The organism is Zobellia galactanivorans (assembly GCF_000973105.1).
Lineage (GTDB): Bacteria > Bacteroidota > Bacteroidia > Flavobacteriales > Flavobacteriaceae > Zobellia > Zobellia galactanivorans.
The window spans coordinates 2,978,184-2,998,136 of sequence record NC_015844.1; the positions used below are offsets into that span (position 1 = coordinate 2,978,184).

Here is a 19,953-nt window from a genome sequence, read left to right on the forward strand (position 1 = left end):
ACAAGAAATGTCAGTTAGAAAATTAAAACCCATAACCCCCGGGCAGCGTTTTAGAGTAGTAAATGGTTTTGACGCCATTACTGCTGATAAGCCGGAGAAGAGTTTGCTCGCTCCGTTAAAAAAATCGGGAGGTAGAAACAGTCAAGGAAAAATGACTATGCGCCATAGAGGTGGTGGTCATAAAAGAAGGTATCGTGTGATAGATTTCAAAAGGGATAAGCAAGATATTGCTGCGACCGTTGAGTCTATTCAGTACGATCCTAACAGAACGGCCTTTATAGCATTGCTAAAATATGCCGATGGTGAGAAGCGATATATCATTGCACAGAATGGCCTGCAAGTTGGTCAGGAAGTGGTTGCTGGTAAGAGTGCTGCACCTGAAATAGGGAATGCATTGTTCATTAGTGATATTCCATTGGGTACTATTATTTCTTGTATTGAATTGCGGCCAGGTCAAGGTGCCGTTATGGCGAGAAGTGCTGGTACGTTTGCCCAGTTGATGGCGAAAGACGGTAAGTTTGTTACGGTCAAGATGCCGTCAGGTGAAACAAGGTTGATTTTGTCAACATGTATGGCGACTATCGGGGCTATTTCAAACTCAGATCACCAGTTGTTGGTATCCGGTAAAGCGGGTAGAAGCAGATGGTTGGGTAGAAGGCCTAGAACAAGACCGGTAGCGATGAACCCTGTCGATCACCCAATGGGTGGTGGTGAAGGTAGAGCTTCAGGTGGTCACCCAAGATCGAGAAACGGAATTCCGGCTAAAGGTTATAGAACGCGTACTAGAACCAAGAAGACGAATAAGTATATTCTAGAACGTAGAAAGAAATAATAAAGTAAGAAACAATGGCACGATCGTTAAAAAAAGGACCTTACGTTCACTACAGCTTGGAGAAGAAAATCCAGCAGAGCGCATCTTCAGGAAAGAAGAGCGTTATTAAAACGTGGTCAAGAGCATCGATGATAACACCTGATTTTGTAGGTCAGACTATAGCTGTGCATAATGGAAGACAGTTTGTTCCTGTGTTCGTTACAGAGAATATGGTAGGTCATAAATTAGGCGAATTTTCTCCGACAAGATCTTTTAGAGGTCATGCAGGAGCCAAGAACAAAGGAAAAAAGTAAGCTATGGGAGTTCGAAAAAAACAGATGGCCGAAAGAATCAAGGCCGAGAAAAAGCAAATAGCGTTCGCCAAGTTGAACAATTGCCCTACATCGCCTAGAAAGATGCGTTTGGTAGCAGACCTTGTTAGGGGTGTGCAAGTAGAAAAGGCCTTGGCCATTCTACGTTTCAACCCAAAAGAGGCTTCTCGTAAGTTAGAGAAGTTGTTGCTTTCTGCCTTGGCAAACTGGCAAGCTAAGAATGAAGATGCTAGCGTTGAAGATGCGGACCTTTATGTAAAGGAGATTCGCGTTGACGGAGGTAGTATGTTAAAGAGATTGCGTCCGGCACCTCAGGGTAGGGCACATAGAATTAGAAAACGTTCCAACCATGTTACATTGGTGTTGGGGTCTAATAATAATATAGAAAGCTAGAATGGGACAGAAAACAAATCCGATAGGAAATCGTCTAGGAATTATCAGGGGATGGGAATCTAACTGGTATGGTGGAAACGATTATGGAGATAAACTAGCTGAAGACGATAAGATACGTAAGTATATCCATGCGCGTTTGGCCAAGGCTAGCGTTTCAAGGGTAATTATAGAGCGTACCTTAAAGTTGATTACGATTACGGTGACTACTGCAAGACCTGGTATTATTATCGGTAAAGGTGGTCAAGAGGTAGATAAGCTTAAAGAGGAGCTTAAGAAAATCACCAATAAAGAGGTTCAGATCAACATTTACGAGATCAAGAGACCTGAGCTTGATGCGAATTTGGTTGCGGCAAGTATCGCCCGTCAAATCGAAAGCAGGATTTCATTTAGAAGGGCCATAAAAATGGCTATTGCTGCGGCAATGAGAATGAACGCCGAAGGTATCAAGGTACAGATTTCCGGTCGTTTGAACGGTGCTGAGATGGCGCGTTCCGAATCGTATAAAGATGGTCGTATTCCATTGTCTACTTTTCGTGCTGATATTGATTACGCTTTGCATGAGGCGCAAACAACTTACGGTAAGTTAGGTATCAAAGTATGGATCATGAAAGGTGAAGTGTACGGCAAGCGTGAATTGTCCCCATTAGTAGGTATGACCAAAGGTCAGGCTTCAAAAGGAGGTGATAAACGTGAAGGCGGTAGAAAGCAACGTCGTAGAAAGTAATTTTTTAAAGAAGTAAACAATGTTACAACCTAAAAGAACCAAGTTTCGCAAGATGCAAAAAGGCCGCATGAAAGGTAATGCGGGCCGTGGACATCAACTATCGAATGGTATGTTCGGCATCAAGACTTTGGATTCAAAATTTATAACGTCACGTCAGATAGAAGCAGCGCGTATTGCGGCTACTAGATACATGAAAAGACAAGGCCAGTTGTGGATAAAGATATTTCCGGACAAGCCTATTACTAAAAAACCATTGGAAGTACGTATGGGTAAAGGTAAAGGTGCTCCAGAATACTTTGTGGCGGTTGTTAAGCCAGGTAGGGTTTTGTTTGAAGTTGCCGGTGTACCTATGGACATAGCTAAAGAAGCGCTTAGGTTGGCAGCACAGAAATTACCGGTCAAGACAAAGTTTATTGTTGCTCGAGACTACGTTGATCAAGATTTAATCTAAGGTGTACCATGAAAAACAAGGAAATTAAAGAATTGTCTATAGAAGAGCTTAAGCAAAAGCTGGCTGAGTTCAAAACGCAGCATGCGAATCTTAAAATGGGGCATTTTGTAACCCCTCTTGAGAATCCGCTTCAAATCAGAAAGGCAAGAAGAACGGTAGCTAGATTGGCAACGGAATTAACTAATAGGGAAAACCAATAACTGGTTCTGCTTTATGGAAGAAAAAAGAAACTTAAGAAAAGAGAGGATAGGGGTTGTAACCAGTAACAAAATGGAGAAATCCATTGTTGTGGCTGAGGTAAAGCGAGTAAAGCACCCTATGTACGGTAAGTTCGTTTTGAAAACGAAAAAGTACGTTGCGCACGACGAGAAAAACGATTGCAACGAAGGTGATACCGTTAAGATAATGGAGACACGCCCGTTAAGCAAGACTAAAACTTGGCGTTTAGTAGAAATCTTAGAAAGAGCTAAATAATATGTTACAGCAAGAATCAAGATTAAAGGTAGCGGATAACACTGGGGCAAAAGAAGTTTTGACCATTCGTGTACTTGGTGGTACCAAGAGAAGATATGCTTCCATCGGAGATAAGATCGTTGTTACCGTTAAAGAGGCTACGCCTAACGGTGGTATCAAAAAAGGTGCTGTATCTACGGCGGTGGTTGTAAGAACAAAGAAAGAAGTAAGAAGGCCAGATGGTTCGTACATCCGTTTTGATGACAATGCATGTGTATTGTTGAACCCAACGGGAGAGATGAGAGGAACCCGTGTTTTCGGTCCGGTTGCGCGCGAACTTCGCGATAAGCAATTCATGAAAATTGTTTCATTGGCCCCTGAGGTACTTTAATAATAGAGCAAAGCATGAAAAAGTTGAAAATTAAAACGGGAGATACGGTTCGTATCATTGCAGGAGACCATAAAGGTACTGAAGGCAAGGTCATGACCGTAGACCGTGAGAAGAACAAAGCTATCGTAGAAGGTGCGAACATGGTTTCTAAACATCAGAAGCCAAGTGCGCAGAACCCTCAAGGTGGTATCGTAAAAAAAGAAGCTCCTATCCATATTTCCAATCTTGCCCTTATCGATTCTAAATCAGGTGAGACAACGAGAGTAGGTTATGAGGTAAGAGACGGAAAGAAAGTCCGGTTTTCTAAGAAATCCAATGAAGTAATATAAGTTATGGCTTACGTTTCAAGGTTAAAGAAAGAATATGGTGAGCGTATAGTAAATGCGCTTAAAGAAGAGTTTGGTTACAAGAATGTAATGCAAGTGCCGAAACTTCAGAAGATAGTTGTTAGTAGGGGTGTAGGTGCCGCTGTAGCAGATAAGAAACTTATCGATCATGCGGTAGACGAATTGACCAATATTACTGGTCAAAAAGCGGTTGCCACATTGTCTAAGAAGGATGTTGCTGCGTTCAAGTTGCGAAAAGGTATGCCGATTGGCGCCAAAGTAACTTTGCGTGGTGAGCGTATGTACGAATTTTTAGATCGTTTGATCACTAGTGCATTGCCTCGTGTTCGTGATTTTCAAGGTATTAAGGCTACTGGCTTTGATGGTCGTGGAAATTATAGCCTTGGTGTAACGGAGCAAATAATTTTTCCTGAAATCAATATTGATAAAATCAATAGAATTGACGGAATGGATATTACCTTTGTTACTTCGGCCGAAACGGACAAGGAAGCAAAATCATTATTAACCGAATTAGGATTACCTTTTAAAAAGAACTAGTATGGCTAAAGAATCAATGAAAGCCCGTGAGCGCAAAAGGGCGAGAACTGTTGCAAAATACGCCGAGAAAAGAAAGGCTTTGAAAGAAGCTGGAGATTACGAAGCATTGCAAAAGTTGCCACGTAACGCATCACCTGTTCGTATGCACAACCGTTGTAAGTTGACAGGTAGACCTAAAGGTTACATGAGAACTTTCGGTATCTCTAGGGTTATGTTCAGGGAAATGGCAAACAAAGGTCTTATTCCAGGTGTTAAAAAAGCAAGCTGGTAATATTTATTGAATAACTGGTTTCAGGTTCGTTAATAAAGACGAAAACCGTTACCGAATTATATACAAATGGTTACAGATACTATAGCAGATTATCTAACGAGAGTTAGAAACGCCAGCCGAGCTGGTCACAGAGTGGTAGAGATACCCGCTTCAAAGGTGAAGAAGGAGATAACTAAAATATTGTTCGATCAGGGCTATATTTTAAGTTACAAATTTGAAGAAGATAAAGTTCAGGGCTCTATTAAAATAGCTTTGAAATACGACAAGGCCACTAAAGAGCCTGTTATCAAAAAAATTCAGAGAGTAAGTAAGCCAGGTCTACGTAAGTATACCGGTGCTGAAAATCTGCCTAGGGTCTTAAACGGCTTAGGGATAGCGATAGTATCTACCTCTCATGGGGTAATGACTAGCAAGCAGGCGAAAAATGAAAATGTAGGTGGCGAGGTGCTTTGCTACGTATATTAATAGGATAAATAGTAAGAAATGTCAAGAATTGGTAATAATCCGGTAGCTATTCCTGAAGGGGTTACTGTTGAGGTTAAGGATAACGAGATTGTCGTTAAAGGCAAGTTGGGAGAACTTACCCAAGAGTTTTCCGCCGTCGAGGTAAAGATAGAAGATAACCAAGTCTGGGTAACCAGACCGTCAGATTCAAAAGAGCACAAGGCAAAGCATGGTCTTTACCGTTCTTTGGTCAGAAATATGATCGAAGGTGTTTCAAAAGGGTGGACAAAAGAATTGGAACTTGTAGGTGTTGGTTATAGAGCTAGCAACCAAGGTCAGAAATTAGACATCGCCCTAGGTTTTTCCCATAACATTGTTATCGACTTGGCCCCAGAGGTTAAAGTTGAGACTACATCTGAAAAAGGAAAGAACCCAATTATAAAATTGACATCGCACGACAAGCAGTTAGTAGGCCAAATAGCCGCTAAAATACGCTCGTTCCGTAAGCCAGAGCCTTACAAAGGAAAAGGGGTTAAGTTTGTTGGCGAACAATTAAGAAGAAAAGCAGGTAAATCAGCTTAATAGTATATCATGGGATTATCAACAAGCGAAAGAAAACAGAGAATACGGAGAAGAATCAGAAAGGTTTCCAATGGAACAGCGGAAAGACCTAGATTGTCCGTTTTTAGAAGTAATAACGAAATTTATGCCCAGGTTATAGATGATACTAAAGGTACTACTTTGGTAGCCGTGTCGTCAAGGGATAAAGATTTGGCAAAAGAAAAAGGTACTAAGACAGAGATTGCGAACCTTGTAGGTAAAGCGATTGCTACTAAGTGCAAAGAAGCAGGTATTGAAAAAGTTGCTTTTGATAGAGGTGGTAACCTTTACCACGGAAGAGTGAAATCTTTGGCTGAAGGAGCAAGGGAAGCAGGACTTAATTTTTAAATAAGAGTATGTACCAGAAATATAAAAACGTAGAGACCGTAAAACCCAGTGGGTTGGAACTTAAAGATAGATTGGTAGGCATACAACGTGTTACCAAGGTTACTAAAGGTGGTAGAGCTTTCGGTTTTTCAGCTATAGTTGTTGTAGGTGATGAAAACGGGGTTGTTGGTCACGGTTTAGGAAAATCAAAAGAAGTAGCTACTGCTATCGCAAAGGCTATAGAAGACGCTAAGAAGAACTTGATTCGTATTCCTTTGAACAAGGCAACCTTGCCACATGAGCAAAAGGGGAAATTCGGTGGAGCTCGCGTTTATATCCAACCGGCATCTCACGGTACCGGGGTTATTGCAGGTGGAGCCGTTAGGGCCGTACTCGAGGCTGTAGGTGTACAAGATGTACTTTCTAAGTCTCAAGGTTCATCTAACCCTCACAACGTGGTGAAAGCTACTTTTGATGCACTTTTGCAACTTAGGGATGCTAAGACCGTAGCAAGCCAAAGAGGGGTTTCCCTTGAAAAAGTGTTTAAAGGATAAGTAAAGATATTATGGCAAAGAAAATTCTGGTAAAACAGTTGAAGAGCAGCATCAAAAGGCCACAGAACCAAAAGCGTACATTGATGGCTTTGGGTCTCAAGAAAATTGGTCAAGTAGTAGAGCATGATGCCACGCCGAATATACTCGGTATGATAGCTAAAGTTGAACATTTGGTTTCCACTGAGGAAGCTTAAATAGCATATTATAATGAATTTAAGTAATCTAAAGCCAGCCGATGGTGCTACCAATAGAGCGGGCAAAAGAGTAGGTAGAGGTCAAGGGTCTGGTAAAGGCGGTACAGCTACAAGAGGACATAAAGGTGCCAAGTCTAGATCTGGTTACTCTAAGAAAATTGGTTTTGAAGGTGGTCAAATGCCTTTGCAAAGACGTGTGCCCAAGTTTGGTTTCACGAACATAAACCGAGTAGAGTATAAAGGTATCAATGTTGAAAAGTTACAGGAGTTGGTCGATAACAAAAAAGTTAAAGACGTTATTACTTTTGAAACTTTGGTAGACAACGGTTTGGCTAAAAGTAAAGACCTGGTAAAAATATTGGGTGGTGGGGAATTGAAAGCTTCACTTAAAGTTTCAGCGCATAAATTTACGGCAAGTGCTAAAGCGGCCATTGAAGCTGCTGGTGGAGAAGCAATAAATTTATAAGCATAACTGACCATGAAGAAATTTTTCGAGACCATATCCAATATTTGGAAGATAGACGAACTAAGGAATAGGATTATACTAACCCTTGGTTTGTTGTTGGTATACCGTTTTGGTTGTCAAATAGTTCTTCCGGGTATTGATTCTACTCAATTGGCGGAATTAGCCTCAGGTACCGATTCCGGGATCTTCGGCTTATTGAATGCCTTTACAGGTGGTGCTTTTGCTAACGCTTCAATTTTTGCCTTGGGTATCATGCCCTATATATCGGCATCTATTGTTGTACAGCTTATGAGTATCGCCATTCCTTATTTGCAGAAGTTGGACAAAGAAGGGGAGAGTGGTAGAAAAACGAAGAATCAGATTACTCGTTGGCTTACGATCGGTATTTGTGTCGTTCAAGCGCCAGCCTATCTGTACGGATTGGAGGCCTTCGGTGTCCAAGACAGTGCCTTCGTTTTAGGTAAAGGATTGGACTTTATGATTCCGGCGGTTATCATTTTGGTAACAGGGTGTGTGTTTGCCATGTGGTTGGGTGAAAAGATTACCGATAAAGGTATCGGTAACGGAATTTCACTATTGATCATGATTGGTATTATAGCGACCATGCCACAATCATTTGTTCAAGAATTTATTTCTAGAACCGTTGACAATAACGGTGGGTTGATGTTTATCCTAATTGAAGTTATACTTTGGTTCTTGGTTATTTTGGCCAGTATTCTTTTGGTGATGGCTACACGTCAAATACCGGTGCAGTACGCAAGGAGAACGGCGTCGGGTGGATATGAGAAGAACGTTATGGGATCGAGGCAATATATTCCTCTGAAACTTAATGCTTCTGGGGTAATGCCCATTATCTTTGCCCAGGCAATCATGTTCGCTCCTAGTTTAATAGGTAAGACGTTCAACAATACCAGTGCTGGCCAGTGGATGGAGGTACAGTTTCAAGATATATTCGGATTGGCATACAACCTATTGTTCGCCTTTCTTATTATCGTCTTTACATATTTCTATACGGCTATTACGGTTCCCACGAACAAAATGGCAGATGATTTAAAAAGAAGCGGTGGTTTTATTCCGGGTATCAGACCTGGAAAGGAAACCGGTGATTTCTTGGATAAGATTATGTCTTTAATAACTTTGCCAGGATCGGTATTTTTGGCCCTGTTGGCAGTTTTACCGGCAGTAGTGCTTAAGTTAATGGATATTCAGGCCGGATGGGCAATGTTTTATGGAGGCACCTCTTTATTGATTATGGTTGGTGTGGCCATAGATACGGTTCAACAGGTGAATGCTTATCTTTTGAACAGGCATTATGATGGATTAATGAAAACTGGTAAAAATAGAAAAGTCGCATAATTATGGCTAAGCAAGCAGCAATAGAACAAGACGGGTCTATAATTGAAGCATTGTCAAATGCAATGTTTAGGGTTGAATTAGAAAACGGTCATGTAGTAACGGCCCATATCTCCGGAAAGATGCGTATGCATTACATTAAGTTGCTTCCCGGTGATAAGGTAAAGCTGGAAATGAGTCCGTATGACCTTAGCAAGGCCAGAATTACATATAGATATTAGTAATACGATAGAAGAATAAGAACGATGAAAGTAAGAGCATCAGTTAAAAAAAGAAGTGCCGACTGCAAGATAGTACGCAGAAAGGGCAGGTTGTACGTAATCAACAAAAAGAATCCTAGATTTAAACAAAGACAAGGATAATTATGGCAAGAATTGCAGGTATAGACATACCAAAACAGAAAAGGGGCGTAATTGCATTGACCTATATTTTTGGTGTCGGTAGAAGTAGGGCTAAAGAAATATTGGAAAAGGCCCAGGTAGATGAAGATAAAAAAGTATCTGATTGGAACGATGATGAAATAGGTCGTATCAGGGATGCCGTTTCTTCTTATACAATAGAAGGCGAGTTACGTTCAGAGACTCAGCTTAATATCAAGCGTCTGATGGACATCGGTTGTTACCGAGGTATTCGTCACAGATCTGGTCTTCCCCTTCGTGGACAACGTACAAAGAATAATTCTAGGACGAGAAAAGGAAAAAGAAAAACGGTTGCCAACAAGAAAAAGGCGACTAAATAATAAGTAGTTATTATGGCAAAGGCAACTTCAAAATCAAGTGCAAAAGCTGCTAAGAAACGTAAAGTAATAGTCGATTCTGTTGGCGAAGCTCACGTAACGGCATCTTTCAATAATATCATTATATCCCTTACCAATAAAAAAGGAGATGTCATTTCTTGGTCATCTGCTGGAAAAATGGGTTTCAGGGGTTCTAAGAAAAACACGCCTTACGCAGCTCAAGTAGCGGCTGAAGAGTGTTCAAAAACAGCTCACGAAGCTGGTTTGAGAAAAGTAAAGGTTTACGTAAAAGGACCTGGTAACGGAAGAGAGTCTGCAATTCGCGCCATTCATAACTCTGGTATCGAAGTTACCGAGATTATTGACGTGACACCGATGCCGCACAACGGATGTCGTCCTCCGAAACGAAGAAGAGTTTAATTAATCACTATATTATTTCACAGAAGTGTTGTTAACGATTATCGAAGGATAAGCCTTAATTCATAATCACACTTCTAAACTAAAGAAAATGGCAAGATATACAGGACCAAAAAGTAAAATCGCCCGTAAGTTCGGCGAAGCTATCTTCGGAGATGATAAATCTTTCGAAAAAAAGAATTACCCACCAGGACAACACGGAAACGCAAGAAGAAGAGGTAAAAAATCTGAGTACGCGGTACAGTTGATGGAAAAGCAAAAGGCCAAATACACTTATGGTATTTTGGAAAAGCAATTTAGAAATATATTTGCTACTGCTAAGAGAAAAGAGGGTGTTACCGGTGAAGTTCTTTTACAATTGTGTGAATCACGTTTAGATAATGTGGTCTTCCGTATGGGTATTTCCCCAACAAGAAGAGGAGCGAGACAATTGGTGTCGCACAGACACATTACCGTTAATGGTGAATTGGTAAACATACCATCATACGCATTAAAGCCGGGCGATGTAATCGGTGTACGTGAAAAATCTAAATCTTTACAGGCCATACAAGATTCACTTGCTTCCAACAGCAAAGTGTACGAATGGATTACGTGGAATTCTGAAAAGAAAGAAGGTACGTTTGTTAGCGTTCCTGAAAGACTTCAGATTCCTGAGAATATCAAAGAACAATTAATAGTTGAGCTTTACTCTAAATAATAAAGAACACTAATTCATATGGCATTATTTAATTTTCAGAAACCCGATAAAGTAATAATGATCGATTCCTCGGATTTCGAAGGAAAGTTCGAATTCCGTCCTTTGGAACCTGGTTATGGATTGACTGTTGGGAACGCACTAAGAAGAGTATTGCTTTCATCGTTGGAAGGCCATGCGATCACCTCTGTACGAATAGATGGTGTAGAACACGAGTTTTCCGTTATTTCAGGCGTTGTAGAAGATGTTACTGAAATAATATTGAATCTGAAACAAGTTCGTTTTAAGAAGCAGATAGACGATTCAGAAGCAGAGGTTGTATCTATTTCCGTTAGTGGAAAAGAGCAATTGACCGCTGGGGATTTTCAAAAGTTCATCTCGGGTTATCAAGTGTTGAACCCTGATTTGGTAATCTGTAATATGGATTCCAAAGTGAGCATCAATATGGAAATCGTTATCGACAAAGGTCGTGGATACGTTCCTGCTGAAGAAAACAAAAAATCGAATGCCGCACTTGGTACTATTGCAGTAGATTCTATTTTTACACCTATCAAAAATGTAAAATATAGCATCGAAAACTTTCGTGTAGAGCAAAAGACCGATTATGAAAAATTGGTTTTCGAAATTGTTACCGATGGTTCGATACATCCAAAAGATGCCTTGACCGAAGGTGCCAAGGTTTTGATTCACCACTTCATGTTGTTCTCCGATGAGCGCATCACCCTAGAGGCCGATGAAATCGCACAAACGGAAACTTATGACGAAGAGTCATTGCATATGCGTCAGTTGTTGAAAACAAAATTGGTAGATATGGATCTTTCCGTACGTGCCTTGAACTGTTTGAAAGCTGCCGAGGTTGATACATTGGGAGATTTGGTTTCTTTCAATAAGAACGATTTGATGAAATTTAGAAATTTCGGTAAAAAGTCGTTAACAGAACTAGAAGAATTGGTTATCAATAAGGGGCTTAGCTTCGGAATGGACCTTTCGAAATACAAATTAGATAAAGATTAATCGCTATTTCTTACACGAAGGGAAATGCCCTGGGATTGGAGAAATACATTAGAAGAAAGAAATGAGACACGGTAAAAAAGTCAATCATTTAGGACGTAAGACAGCGCACAGAAAAGCGATGTTGGCCAACATGGCATGTTCCTTGATCGAACACAAGAGAATCAATACGACCGTAGCGAAAGCTAAGGCGTTAAAGCAGTTTGTTGAGCCTTTGATTACTAAATCAAAAGCAGAGAACAACCTTACAGCTGAAAAGGGAACACATAACAGACGTATCGTTTTCAAAAACCTTAGAGACAAATACGCAGTTACTGAATTGTTCAGTACTGTTGCCGAAAAGGTAGCTGATAGACCAGGTGGTTATACAAGAATTATCAAACTTGGTAATCGTCTTGGGGATAACGCTGATATGGCAATGATCGAATTGGTTGATTTCAACGAGCTTTACAATGCCGGTAAGCCTAAGAAGAAAACTACAAGAAGAAGTAGAAGAGGTGGTAGTAAGGCCGAGGAAGAAAGTGCAAAAGTTGATGCTAAGGAAACTAAGACGCCACCAGTGGCCGCCGAAAATTCTGAAGCGGAAGCTCAAACGGATATCGAAACTAAAGCTGACGATTCAGAAGAATAAGATGTTGATATCTAATAATATTTGGAAAAGGATAAACTTAATAGTTTATCCTTTTTTTATGTTTATTTGTGAAATTAAAAAATTAGGAAACATATGAAGTATCAGACCCGAAAAAAAGCATTGATATTGTTGGCCGATGGAACCATATTTTACGGTAAGTCAGTAGGTGATAAGGAAGGAACGGCCTTCGGCGAGGTTTGTTTCAATACGGGAATGACGGGGTATCAGGAGATTTTTACCGATCCTTCGTATTTCGGTCAGATTATGGTAACTACCAACGCCCATATCGGTAATTATGGTACGGTAGCCGAAGAGGTTGAGTCGGATTCGATTAAAATTTCCGGATTGGTCTGTAGAAACTTCAGTTATAATTATTCACGACCAAGGGCCGATAAGAGCCTTGAAGGCTTTCTTGACGATAATGGCCTATTTGCCATATCGGACGTAGATACAAGGGCCTTGGTGAGCTATATTCGTGACAATGGGGCTATGAACGCCGTTATCTCTACCGAAGTCGATAATATAGAGGGCTTGAAAAAACAACTGGCGGAAGTGCCTAGTATGGAAGGATTGGAGCTCGCTTCTAAAGTGTCGACCAAGGAGCCGTATTATGTGGGCGATGAAAACGCAAGTATCAAAATCGCCGCACTCGATATAGGAATCAAGAAAAATATTTTGAGGAACCTCGCCAAACGCGGAGGGTATATTAAGGTGTTCCCTTATAATACATCTTTCCCCGAAATGGAAGCTTGGGCGCCTGACGGATATTTTATCTCCAATGGTCCTGGTGATCCCGAACCCTTGACGGAAGCCATTGAAACCTCAAAAGGAATGATCCATAGTGGGAAACCTGTTTTTGGTATCTGCTTGGGGCATCAGGTCATTGCTTTGGCCAACGGGGTGTCTACCTATAAGATGCACAATGGGCACAGGGGTATAAACCACCCCATATTGAACTTGCTTACGGGTAAGGGGGAAATCACTTCCCAGAACCACGGTTTTGCCATTAATAGGGAAGAGACCGAGGCCAATGAAAGCCTTGAGATTACACATGTCCACCTTAACGACCAGACCGTTGCGGGTATTCGTATGAAAGACAAAAATGTCTTTTCTGTACAATACCACCCGGAAGCTAGTCCCGGGCCACATGATGCCGAGTATCTTTTTGATCAGTTTTACGAAATGATCGAAAATAATTCAGTAGAAATGGCCAAAAGTTAAGTAATCGTTATATCCGCGGTAATATACGTGCATTCTACGGTGCTTTACTAGCACTGTTTCGTATATTTGCGGCTAGTTAAATTTAAGAGAATTCCAAACTTAAAATAATATTTATGAGTATTATACTTAGCGTACACGCACGCCAGATTTTAGATTCAAGAGGAAACCCTACGGTAGAAGTAGATGTAATTACCGAAAATGGGGTAATGGGTAGAGCAGCGGTACCTTCTGGGGCCTCTACAGGAGAGCACGAAGCGGTAGAGTTACGTGACGGAGGAAATGCCTTTATGGGAAAAGGTGTTAGTAAGGCCGTAGAAAATGTGAATACGATAATCGCAGAAGAAATCTTGGGCATGTCTGTCTTTGAGCAGAACCTTCTTGATCAGGTTATGATTGATCTTGACGGTACGCCTAATAAATCTAAATTAGGGGCAAACGCCATTCTTGGTGTTTCTCTGGCCGCGGCCAAAGCTGCTGCTAACGAATTAGGTATGTCATTATATCGTTATGTAGGTGGTGTTAGTGCCAATACTTTACCTGTTCCGATGATGAACATCATTAACGGTGGTTCGCATTCCGATGCCCCTATCGCCTTTCAAGAATTTATGGTGATGCCGGTAAAAGCGAAGAATTTTTCACATGCCATGCAAATGGGAACCGAAATCTTCCACAACCTTAAAAAGGTTTTGCACGATAGAGGTTTGAGTACGGCTGTAGGTGATGAAGGTGGTTTTGCGCCAAACTTGGCCGGAGGAACCGAAGACGCACTTGATACTATTGCGAAGGCTGTTGAAAAGGCCGGTTACAAATTAGGTGACGAGGTTATGATAGCCTTGGATTGTGCTTCTGCCGAGTTCTACGTAGACGGTAAATATGATTATACCAAATTTGAAGGAGATAAGGGTGTGGTGAGAACATCGGAAGAGCAAGCTCAATATTTGGCCGACCTCAGCGCTAAATACCCCATCATCTCTATTGAAGATGGTATGGACGAGAACGATTGGGACGGTTGGAAAGCATTGACCGAAAAAATAGGCGATAAAGTTCAGTTGGTGGGCGATGACCTTTTTGTTACCAATGTTGAGCGTTTGTCAAAAGGTATTGAAAACGGTATTGCCAATTCTATATTGATCAAAGTAAATCAAATCGGTACGCTTACCGAAACGATAGCGGCGGTAAATATGGCTAAAAATGCAGGCTATACTTCTGTTATGAGCCACCGTTCAGGTGAAACCGAAGATAACACCATTGCCGATTTGGCAGTTGCCTTGAATACCGGACAAATTAAAACGGGCTCGGCTTCAAGATCGGATCGTATGGCCAAGTACAATCAATTGCTTCGTATCGAGGAAGAATTAGGAGATACGGCTTATTATCCTCAGGATAAAGCATTTAAGATAAAATAAGGGTTTCGGTAAGAAAAACTTGTTTTTAGAAAAAGCCTTTCATTCGATTATTTTCGAACTTGAAAGGCTTTTTTTCTTGGTTCAATGCCAAAGTTTACCTATCTTTTTAACAAACTTCTAACCGATTTCTCCCATGAATAACTTCCTTTTTGTAGCAGCCGAAAACGATGCGATTCCAAACTGTAAGGCGGGTGGTATGGGCGACGTAGTCCGCGATGTGCCAAGGCATATTTCTAAGCGGGGAGATAAGGTTCAAGTGGTGGTTCCGTCCTATTCGCGTTTGCATAAAAACGGACTCTTCAGAACCAATTTGAATTTTCAATTAAGAGGTACGGTCTATACGGCCGAATTGTACGAGGTGGTGGGCAAAAAAGAATGTCCGAACATTGTACACTATGTTATCCATCATCCTGAAATTGAAGAAGGGGGTATTGCCCATATTTACCATGATGACCCTACTGAACCCTTTTATACCGATTTTATCAAGTACGTCATTTTTTGTACCGCGGTTGCAGAGGCCATAAAAATGGGAGCCTTTGGAAATTTGGATGTGGTTCATATGCACGATTGGCACGCAAGTGCCCTGCTCTTCTTGAAAACTTACCATCCGAGTTACAAAGACCTGAAGAAAATGCGCTATGTGTACAGCATACATAACTTGGCCATACAGGGAATACGGCCCTTCTATGACAATTACGCTTCGGTGCATAATTGGTTCCCTGAGTTGCAATTGGATCATGAAGCCTTAAAAGATCCGCGCTATGAAGACTGTATCAACCTCATGGCAGTGGGTATTCGGTTGGCCGACGCGGTCCATACCGTTTCCCCCTCATACAAAGAAGATGTCATGCTTCCGAGTGCAAGGCCCGAATTCGTAGGGGGAGAAAGCTTGGAGAAAGATTTGCAGCAAGCCAATAACGAAGGCCGTCTTTTTGGTATTCTTAACGCGTCGAACTACAATGATATACGAAAGCAAGATAAGGGCTTCTTGTATAGAAATACCGTAAAGGCTTTGTTTAGGTGGTTGCAAGACGAATCGAAAAAATACAAAGCCGATTTTTTGGCGCACACCGGTGAAAAGATCATGCTTTATGTAGACGAAAGGCCCAAGTTTATCGTGTCTAGTGTGGCGCGCCTTACGGAACAGAAATTTTACTTCTTTAAGAGGTCGCCGGAAGCCTTCGAGGAAATGCTGGCGCGCCTGAGAAAAATAGATGGTATATTCATGCTGCTCGGTACAGGTGACCCCGGTTATGAAGAGTTCTTTAGGGAAATGAGCTATAAACACAAAAATTTTGTTTTCACGAACGGCCAGTCGGAAGACCTGATCGATTCCATATATTTGGAAAGTGACCTTTACTGCATGCCCAGCCTTTTCGAGCCCTGCGGTATTAGTCAAATGTTGGCCATGCGAAACGGCAATCCTTGTTTTGTGCATCATACGGGCGGCTTAAAGGATACGGTCGAACATCATGTCACCGGTTTTGCTTTTGACGGGGTTACCTATGACGAGAAGGTCAAAAATATGGTCAAGAATTTTAGTGAAGCCCTAGACGTTTGGGAAAATGATAAGCCCAAATGGAAAAAAATCAAGGCCAATGCCAAGAAAGTCCGCTTTACTTGGGAGAAATCATTAGATGCATATTATGAAAAACTTTACGTTTTATAAGTGATATGCGCCCCTATTTGGATAGAGGCAATTTATAGAATCATCAATATCATTGTTAATTATAAATTAAACGAAAAAGTGGCATTGTTAAGATGTAACATTTTCCGTAAATTTACACTCACTTCAAATTTAAGCAAAGTCAAAAAATGTCAGATAAAGCTACTCTAGAGTATAACGGTAAGAAATACGATTTTCCAGTAATAAAAGGCACAGAAGGTGAACTCGCCATAGATATCAAAACACTTCGATCGGTCACAGGAGGTATGGTCACGATCGATCCGGGTTATAAGAACACGGGTTCATGCGAGAGTTCCATTACTTTCTTGGATGGCGAAAAAGGAATTTTGAGATACCGTGGCTATTCTATCGAGGAGTTGGCAGAAAAGGCCAATTTTTTGGAAGTAGCCTATTTGTTGATTTTTGGGGCGCTTCCGAATAGGAAAGAGCTTGAAAAATTTCATGCGGACATCAAAGAAGAGTCACATGTAGACGAGGAAATGAAGAAAATATTGGATGGTTTTCCAAAATCGGCACATCCCATGGGTGTCCTTTCTTCCTTGACGAGCGCCTTGATAGCGTTTAATCCGTCGACGGTCGATATTTCATCGGAAAAAGATATGTACCACGCCATTGTTAGGATATTGGCCAAATTTCCGGTATTGGTAGCATGGACGCTTAGAAAGAAGAAAGGCTTGCCTTTAGATTATGGTGACGATGCATTGGGCTATGTTGAGAACATTCACAAAATGATGTTCAAAAAACCAAACCAAGTCTATCAGAAAAATGACGTCGTAATCGATGCATTGGATAAATTGTTGATCTTACATGCCGATCATGAGCAGAACTGTTCTACCTCTACCGTACGTATTGTAGGCTCTTCCCATGCCGGTCTTTTTGCGTCACTTTCTGCCGGGATTTCCGCTTTATGGGGACCGTTGCACGGTGGGGCCAACCAAGCTGTGCTTGAAATGTTGGAAGCAATTGAACAAGACGGTGGTGATACGAAAAAATATATGGCCAAGGCCAAGGATAAATCAGATCCATTTAGGTTAATGGGCTTTGGACACAGGGTTTACAAGAACTTTGACCCACGTGCCAAAATTATCAAAAAAGCGGCCGATGATGTCTTGGGCGATTTGGGTATCGAAGATCCTATCTTGGATATTGCCAAAGGACTTGAGAAAGAAGCCTTGGAAGATCAGTACTTCGTTGACAGAAAACTCTATCCGAACGTAGATTTCTATTCGGGTATTATCTACCGAACCTTAGGTATTCCGACCGAAATGTTTACCGTAATGTTCGCCTTGGGCCGTTTACCTGGTTGGATTGCCCAATGGAGGGAAATGCGCCTGAGAGGGGAACCAATAGGAAGACCAAGACAGATTTACATTGGGGAAACCGAACGCCCCTTTGTTGAAGTTGATTTAAGATAGTGCCATAAAATAATTTGAATGCCCTCTTTGGTAAATCTGAAGGGGGCATTTTTATTTTCGATTATATTTTGCGCAATATTCCGTTCTCTTATCTTTGCCAATAAAAGTATATGTTAAAGCTTCATGTTAACGATGAGATTTCCAGGTTAAAAGTCCTGGTTCTGGGTACGGCAGAAAGTTGTGGCCCCACGCCGAAACCAGAGGAGGCCTATGATCCCAAGTCATTGGAACACATAAAGGCCGGCACCTATCCGAAGGAAAGCGATATGGTCGCAGAAATGGAGGCGCTTGCAAAGGTGTTTGAAAAGTATGGTGTGCAGGTGTACCGCCCCGAGGTATTGCAAGACTGTAACCAGATTTTTTCAAGGGATATCGCTTTTGTTATAGAAAACAAACTTATCATAGCCAATATTCTTCCCGATAGGGAAAAGGAGGTAGAGGCCATCCTTCATGTTCTGGATGAAATAGATGATGCACATATCTTGCATCCACCAGAGGCGGTTCACGTTGAAGGTGGTGATGTAATGCCCTGGGGCGATTACATTTTTATAGGCACATATACCGGCAGTGATTACGCCGATTATATAACGGCAAGAACCAATAAGGCTGCGGTAGAATATATAAGCGAACAATTTCCCCATAAAAAAGTAAAGTCTTTTGAGCTTCGAAAAAGTAATACGGATGCCAAGCAAAATGCCTTGCATCTCGATTGCTGTTTTCAGCCATTGGGCAAGGGAAAGGCCATATTGCACAAAAATGGTTTCTTGGTAGAGGAAGAGTATCAATGGTTGGTCGATTTTTTCGGAAAGGATAATATATTCGAGATTACATCTGATGAAATGTATCAAATGTTCAGCAACGTATTTTCCATTTCACCGGAAGTAGTGATTTCTGAAAAGAACTTTACCCGGCTCAATTGGTGGTTACGTGAACAGGGGTTTACGGTAGAAGAGGTTCCCTATGCTGAAATCGCCAAGCAAGAAGGGCTTTTGCGTTGCAGTACCCTGCCCTTGGTACGGGAATAATAGGGTCTCAAGTAGTTGAATGCTTATTTTTTATTTGGCTAAAACATATCATAATTATTTAGTTTTATACGAGGTTGCTCAGCTTTAAAAACACTAATTTTGCCTCAAATTAATTGAGTTTCTTATGCAGGTTACGAACACTATACTAATGATCCGCCCGGTAAGTTTTAGAATGAACGAACAGACCGCCGTCAATAATTATTTTCAAGAAGATATTGATGTTCAGAATACGACGATCAATGAAAAAGCACAGCAAGAATTTGATGCTTTTGTAGAAGTACTGCGCTCAAAAGGAGTGAACGTGGTAGTTGTTGAAGATACCAAAGAACCCGATACCCCAGACTCTATATTTCCTAATAATTGGATTTCCTTTCATGCCAATGGTACTATTGGCCTGTACCCTATGTTTGCAGAGAACCGGCGTAATGAAAGACGTGAGGATATTTTGGATATTCTAGAGGAACAAGGGTTTAAAATCGAGAACGTTGTAGATTATACATCTGCCGAAGCCGAAGGTGTTTTTTTGGAGGCCACGGGAAGCATGGCCTTAGATCGAGTGAATAATAAAGCTTATTGTGCACTATCCGAACGTGCCGATGAAGAACTTTTTATAGAATTCTGTGAAGATTTCGAATATTCGCCAGTGATTTTTACGGCAAACCAGTCCGTTGACGGTAAAAGAATGCCCATTTACCATACCAATGTGATGATGTGTCTTGCAGAAGATTTTTCCGTAATCTGCCTTGATACCATAGATGATAAAAAAGAACGCAAGAACGTGGTCGACCATCTAAAGCAGGATGGAAAGGAAATCATAGCCATTACCGAGCAACAGATGCACCATTTTGCAGGAAACATGCTTCAGGTTCTTGGGGCTGATGACAAACGGTATTTGGTGATGAGTTCGGCGGCTTACGAAAGTCTAGATCAAAACCAAATCGATGCCATCGAAAAGCATTGCGATATTATCCATAGTTCATTGAAGACTATCGAGACCTGTGGCGGTGGAAGTGCCCGTTGCATGATGGCCGAAGTTTTTCTTCCCCGTTCCAAATAGGGGGG

The 19,953-nt window shown here is 41.3% G+C and carries 31 protein-coding genes; all 31 read left to right on the top strand.

The window, feature by feature from the left end:
* The first annotated feature begins 7 nt into the window (after positions 1–7).
* Positions 8–832: a 50S ribosomal protein L2 gene (gene rplB, locus ZOBGAL_RS11905; RefSeq protein WP_013993860.1), complete on the top strand. Its 825-nt coding sequence runs from the start codon at positions 8–10 to the stop codon at positions 830–832.
* Between the two features lie 14 nt (positions 833–846).
* On the top strand, positions 847–1,125 hold the full coding sequence (gene rpsS / locus ZOBGAL_RS11910; protein ID WP_013993861.1) for a 30S ribosomal protein S19: 279 nt from the start codon (positions 847–849) through the stop codon (positions 1,123–1,125).
* Positions 1,126–1,128: 3 nt separating this feature from the next.
* The gene (gene rplV, locus ZOBGAL_RS11915) at positions 1,129–1,536 is read left to right on the top strand and encodes a 50S ribosomal protein L22 (RefSeq protein ID WP_013993862.1); all 408 of its coding nucleotides are present in this window, start codon (positions 1,129–1,131) and stop codon (positions 1,534–1,536) included.
* Between the two features lies 1 nt (position 1,537).
* Entirely contained in the window at positions 1,538–2,260 is a 723-nt protein-coding gene (rpsC, locus tag ZOBGAL_RS11920; protein ID WP_013993863.1) for a 30S ribosomal protein S3, read from the top strand.
* Between the two features lie 19 nt (positions 2,261–2,279).
* Positions 2,280–2,711: a 50S ribosomal protein L16 gene (rplP, locus tag ZOBGAL_RS11925; RefSeq protein WP_013993864.1), complete on the top strand. Its 432-nt coding sequence runs from the start codon at positions 2,280–2,282 to the stop codon at positions 2,709–2,711.
* An 8-nt stretch (positions 2,712–2,719) separates the two neighbouring features.
* Positions 2,720–2,911 carry a 50S ribosomal protein L29 gene (rpmC, locus tag ZOBGAL_RS11930; protein ID WP_013993865.1) on the top strand — a complete coding sequence of 64 codons (192 nt, stop codon included), beginning with the start codon at positions 2,720–2,722 and terminating at the stop codon, positions 2,909–2,911.
* A 13-nt stretch (positions 2,912–2,924) separates the two neighbouring features.
* On the top strand, positions 2,925–3,185 hold the full coding sequence (rpsQ, locus tag ZOBGAL_RS11935; protein WP_013993866.1) for a 30S ribosomal protein S17: 261 nt from the start codon (positions 2,925–2,927) through the stop codon (positions 3,183–3,185).
* A gap of 1 nt (position 3,186) precedes the next feature.
* On the top strand, positions 3,187–3,555 hold the full coding sequence (gene rplN, locus ZOBGAL_RS11940; protein WP_013993867.1) for a 50S ribosomal protein L14: 369 nt from the start codon (positions 3,187–3,189) through the stop codon (positions 3,553–3,555).
* A 14-nt stretch (positions 3,556–3,569) separates the two neighbouring features.
* On the top strand, positions 3,570–3,884 hold the full coding sequence (gene rplX, locus ZOBGAL_RS11945) for a 50S ribosomal protein L24 (protein WP_013993868.1): 315 nt from the start codon (positions 3,570–3,572) through the stop codon (positions 3,882–3,884).
* 3 nt (positions 3,885–3,887) lie between these two features.
* Entirely contained in the window at positions 3,888–4,439 is a 552-nt protein-coding gene (rplE, locus tag ZOBGAL_RS11950) for a 50S ribosomal protein L5 (RefSeq protein WP_013993869.1), read from the top strand.
* Position 4,440: 1 nt separating this feature from the next.
* Entirely contained in the window at positions 4,441–4,710 is a 270-nt protein-coding gene (gene rpsN, locus ZOBGAL_RS11955; protein ID WP_013993870.1) for a 30S ribosomal protein S14, read from the top strand.
* Between the two features lie 66 nt (positions 4,711–4,776).
* The gene (gene rpsH, locus ZOBGAL_RS11960) at positions 4,777–5,175 is read left to right on the top strand and encodes a 30S ribosomal protein S8 (protein ID WP_013993871.1); all 399 of its coding nucleotides are present in this window, start codon (positions 4,777–4,779) and stop codon (positions 5,173–5,175) included.
* A gap of 18 nt (positions 5,176–5,193) precedes the next feature.
* Positions 5,194–5,736 carry a 50S ribosomal protein L6 gene (gene rplF / locus ZOBGAL_RS11965; protein WP_013993872.1) on the top strand — a complete coding sequence of 181 codons (543 nt, stop codon included), beginning with the start codon at positions 5,194–5,196 and terminating at the stop codon, positions 5,734–5,736.
* Between the two features lie 9 nt (positions 5,737–5,745).
* Positions 5,746–6,102, top strand: coding sequence for a 50S ribosomal protein L18 (gene rplR, locus ZOBGAL_RS11970; protein WP_013993873.1), 357 nt, complete (start codon positions 5,746–5,748; stop codon positions 6,100–6,102).
* A gap of 8 nt (positions 6,103–6,110) precedes the next feature.
* Positions 6,111–6,635, top strand: a complete 525-nt coding sequence (gene rpsE / locus ZOBGAL_RS11975; RefSeq protein ID WP_013993874.1) for a 30S ribosomal protein S5 — start codon at positions 6,111–6,113, stop codon at positions 6,633–6,635.
* A gap of 11 nt (positions 6,636–6,646) precedes the next feature.
* The gene (gene rpmD / locus ZOBGAL_RS11980; protein ID WP_013993875.1) at positions 6,647–6,829 is read left to right on the top strand and encodes a 50S ribosomal protein L30; all 183 of its coding nucleotides are present in this window, start codon (positions 6,647–6,649) and stop codon (positions 6,827–6,829) included.
* Positions 6,830–6,842: 13 nt separating this feature from the next.
* Positions 6,843–7,295, top strand: coding sequence for a 50S ribosomal protein L15 (rplO, locus tag ZOBGAL_RS11985; RefSeq protein WP_013993876.1), 453 nt, complete (start codon positions 6,843–6,845; stop codon positions 7,293–7,295).
* A gap of 12 nt (positions 7,296–7,307) precedes the next feature.
* A complete protein-coding gene (secY, locus tag ZOBGAL_RS11990) occupies positions 7,308–8,651 on the top strand; it encodes a preprotein translocase subunit SecY (protein ID WP_013993877.1) in 1,344 nt (447 codons plus the stop codon).
* Between the two features lie 2 nt (positions 8,652–8,653).
* Entirely contained in the window at positions 8,654–8,869 is a 216-nt protein-coding gene (gene infA, locus ZOBGAL_RS11995) for a translation initiation factor IF-1 (RefSeq protein ID WP_013751343.1), read from the top strand.
* Between the two features lie 24 nt (positions 8,870–8,893).
* On the top strand, positions 8,894–9,010 hold the full coding sequence (gene ykgO, locus ZOBGAL_RS23055; protein ID WP_013305171.1) for a type B 50S ribosomal protein L36: 117 nt from the start codon (positions 8,894–8,896) through the stop codon (positions 9,008–9,010).
* 2 nt (positions 9,011–9,012) lie between these two features.
* Positions 9,013–9,387 carry a 30S ribosomal protein S13 gene (gene rpsM, locus ZOBGAL_RS12000; RefSeq protein WP_013993878.1) on the top strand — a complete coding sequence of 125 codons (375 nt, stop codon included), beginning with the start codon at positions 9,013–9,015 and terminating at the stop codon, positions 9,385–9,387.
* A gap of 12 nt (positions 9,388–9,399) precedes the next feature.
* Positions 9,400–9,804 (top strand): 30S ribosomal protein S11, encoded by a 405-nt coding sequence (gene rpsK / locus ZOBGAL_RS12005; RefSeq protein WP_013993879.1) that lies wholly within the window; start codon positions 9,400–9,402, stop codon positions 9,802–9,804.
* 88 nt (positions 9,805–9,892) lie between these two features.
* Positions 9,893–10,498 carry a 30S ribosomal protein S4 gene (gene rpsD / locus ZOBGAL_RS12010; RefSeq protein WP_013993880.1) on the top strand — a complete coding sequence of 202 codons (606 nt, stop codon included), beginning with the start codon at positions 9,893–9,895 and terminating at the stop codon, positions 10,496–10,498.
* Positions 10,499–10,516: 18 nt separating this feature from the next.
* Positions 10,517–11,509, top strand: a complete 993-nt coding sequence (locus tag ZOBGAL_RS12015) for a DNA-directed RNA polymerase subunit alpha (protein ID WP_013993881.1) — start codon at positions 10,517–10,519, stop codon at positions 11,507–11,509.
* A gap of 61 nt (positions 11,510–11,570) precedes the next feature.
* On the top strand, positions 11,571–12,137 hold the full coding sequence (rplQ, locus tag ZOBGAL_RS12020) for a 50S ribosomal protein L17 (protein WP_013993882.1): 567 nt from the start codon (positions 11,571–11,573) through the stop codon (positions 12,135–12,137).
* Between the two features lie 93 nt (positions 12,138–12,230).
* Positions 12,231–13,358: a glutamine-hydrolyzing carbamoyl-phosphate synthase small subunit gene (carA, locus tag ZOBGAL_RS12025; protein WP_013993883.1), complete on the top strand. Its 1,128-nt coding sequence runs from the start codon at positions 12,231–12,233 to the stop codon at positions 13,356–13,358.
* Between the two features lie 113 nt (positions 13,359–13,471).
* Positions 13,472–14,764 (top strand): phosphopyruvate hydratase, encoded by a 1,293-nt coding sequence (gene eno, locus ZOBGAL_RS12030; protein WP_013993884.1) that lies wholly within the window; start codon positions 13,472–13,474, stop codon positions 14,762–14,764.
* Positions 14,765–14,897: 133 nt separating this feature from the next.
* Positions 14,898–16,433 (top strand): glycogen synthase, encoded by a 1,536-nt coding sequence (locus ZOBGAL_RS12035; protein WP_013993885.1) that lies wholly within the window; start codon positions 14,898–14,900, stop codon positions 16,431–16,433.
* Between the two features lie 146 nt (positions 16,434–16,579).
* Complete coding sequence (locus ZOBGAL_RS12040) at positions 16,580–17,866, top strand: citrate synthase (protein ID WP_013993886.1); 1,287 nt, start codon at positions 16,580–16,582, stop codon at positions 17,864–17,866.
* 110 nt (positions 17,867–17,976) lie between these two features.
* On the top strand, positions 17,977–18,891 hold the full coding sequence (locus tag ZOBGAL_RS12045) for a dimethylarginine dimethylaminohydrolase family protein (protein ID WP_013993887.1): 915 nt from the start codon (positions 17,977–17,979) through the stop codon (positions 18,889–18,891).
* Between the two features lie 124 nt (positions 18,892–19,015).
* Complete coding sequence (gene ctlX, locus ZOBGAL_RS12050; protein WP_013993888.1) at positions 19,016–19,948, top strand: citrulline utilization hydrolase CtlX; 933 nt, start codon at positions 19,016–19,018, stop codon at positions 19,946–19,948.
* Positions 19,949–19,953 lie beyond the last annotated feature (5 nt).